We start from the raw sequence: 1,384 nt of genomic DNA, 5'->3' as shown, positions 1-1,384 counted from the left end.
TAGCACTACTTTGGCAGATTCGGGCAAGTCTGGTTTGAGATGATTTGTGCTCTCTTTGTTGGGGGTGCATATGACAGATTGGGATACGGAGCTTTCTGCATTTTTACAGCCTTTTCTGGAGAAGCTCGGGCACAAGAAACGACGCCAGATGTGCCCCGTTTACGTGTCCGGTCTCATCGGCCCTGGTGACCGCAAGAGCGTCGAGCCGATGGCGGAACGGTTCGCTCCAGGCCAGTATGACCGTCTCCACCATTTCATTTCGGATGGCCTTTGGGATGCAGTTCCTCTTGAGACTGAGCTTGCGCGACAGGCGGATAGGATCGTCGGTGCTTCAGATGCGTTTCTGGTAATCGATGACACGGGACTTCCCAAGAAGGGCGACCACTCGGTCGGCGTCGCGCCACAGTACGCCTCGATGCTGGGTAAGAGAGCAAATTGTCAGACGCTGGTGTCGGTGACGCTTGCGCGAGACGAGGTTCCGGTCCCGGTTGGCTTGCGTCTGTTCCTGCCCGAGAGTTGGGTCGGCGATCAGGAGCGGATGGCAAAGGCCGGAGTTCCGCAAGTCATGCGGACATCTCGCACGAAGCCGGAGATCGCCCTTCACGAGATCGACCGGTTGATTGCGGTCGGTGTCCGGTTCGGCACAGTGCTGGCTGACGCAGGCTACGGCCTATCCGCGGCCTTCCGCCAGGGACTGAGTGGCCGCGGCCTCACTTGGGCCGTCGGCATCCCCAAACATCAGAAGGTCTATCCCCATGATGTCGAATTGATTTTCCCCAACTCCGGTCATGGGCGTCCCCGCAAGCATCCGATCCCCGACACCCTGTCGGTTGCCGCCGAGACGATGTTGGTGCCTGCAAGCTGGCAAAAGGTCAGTTGGCGCCGTGGCACGAAAGGCCGCCTAACGGCACGCTTTGCGGCATTGCGCATCCGGATAGCCGATGGCACACCGCAACGCATTCTCGACAAGGGACAGCAGCACATGCCAGGAGAGGAAGCTTGGCTGGTTGGCGAGTGGCGATCAAACGATGAGCGCAAATACTACCTATCCAACTTGCCGGCCAACGCCACATTGAAAGTGCTGGCGGCCGCCATCAAAGCCCGGTGGGTCTGTGAGCAAGCGCATCAGCAAATGAAAGAGGAGCTTGGCCTCGATCACTTCGAGGGCCGATCATGGCAAGGGCTCCATCGGCATGCGCTCATGACAATGATCGCCTACGCCTTCCTTCAACACCAAAGATTGCAGACTGCAAAGCGGGAAAAAAAAGAGACGACGAGCGCGTCGGGGGCCACCTGAGCCGACCTTGCCAGCCGTGCGCAGGGCGGTCATCAACGCACTCGCTATACCGACAGCACAGATCCGATGTCCGCACTGTCGACGTCA

At 59.0% G+C, this 1,384-nt stretch carries 1 protein-coding gene; it reads left to right on the top strand.

The features are described 5' to 3' along the window. Positions 1-70: 70 nt before the first annotated feature. Positions 71-1,297, top strand: coding sequence for an IS701 family transposase (locus C7I85_RS30155; RefSeq protein ID WP_106727665.1), 1,227 nt, complete (start codon positions 71-73; stop codon positions 1,295-1,297). The last annotated feature ends 87 nt before the right edge of the window (positions 1,298-1,384 follow it).

The sequence above is a fragment of the Pseudaminobacter soli (ex Li et al. 2025) genome, from assembly GCF_003012705.1.
Classification (GTDB): domain Bacteria; phylum Pseudomonadota; class Alphaproteobacteria; order Rhizobiales; family Rhizobiaceae; genus Pseudaminobacter; species Pseudaminobacter soli.
Note: the sequence above shows the minus strand (reverse complement) of the source record. Positions and strands in the feature narration are given on the sequence as shown.

What these genes read in the sequence shown, in the direction of transcription:
- C7I85_RS30155 (WP_106727665.1), top strand. Translation starts at nt 71, where the DNA reads ATGACAGATTGGGATACGGAGCTTTCTGCATTTTTACAGCCTTTTCTG.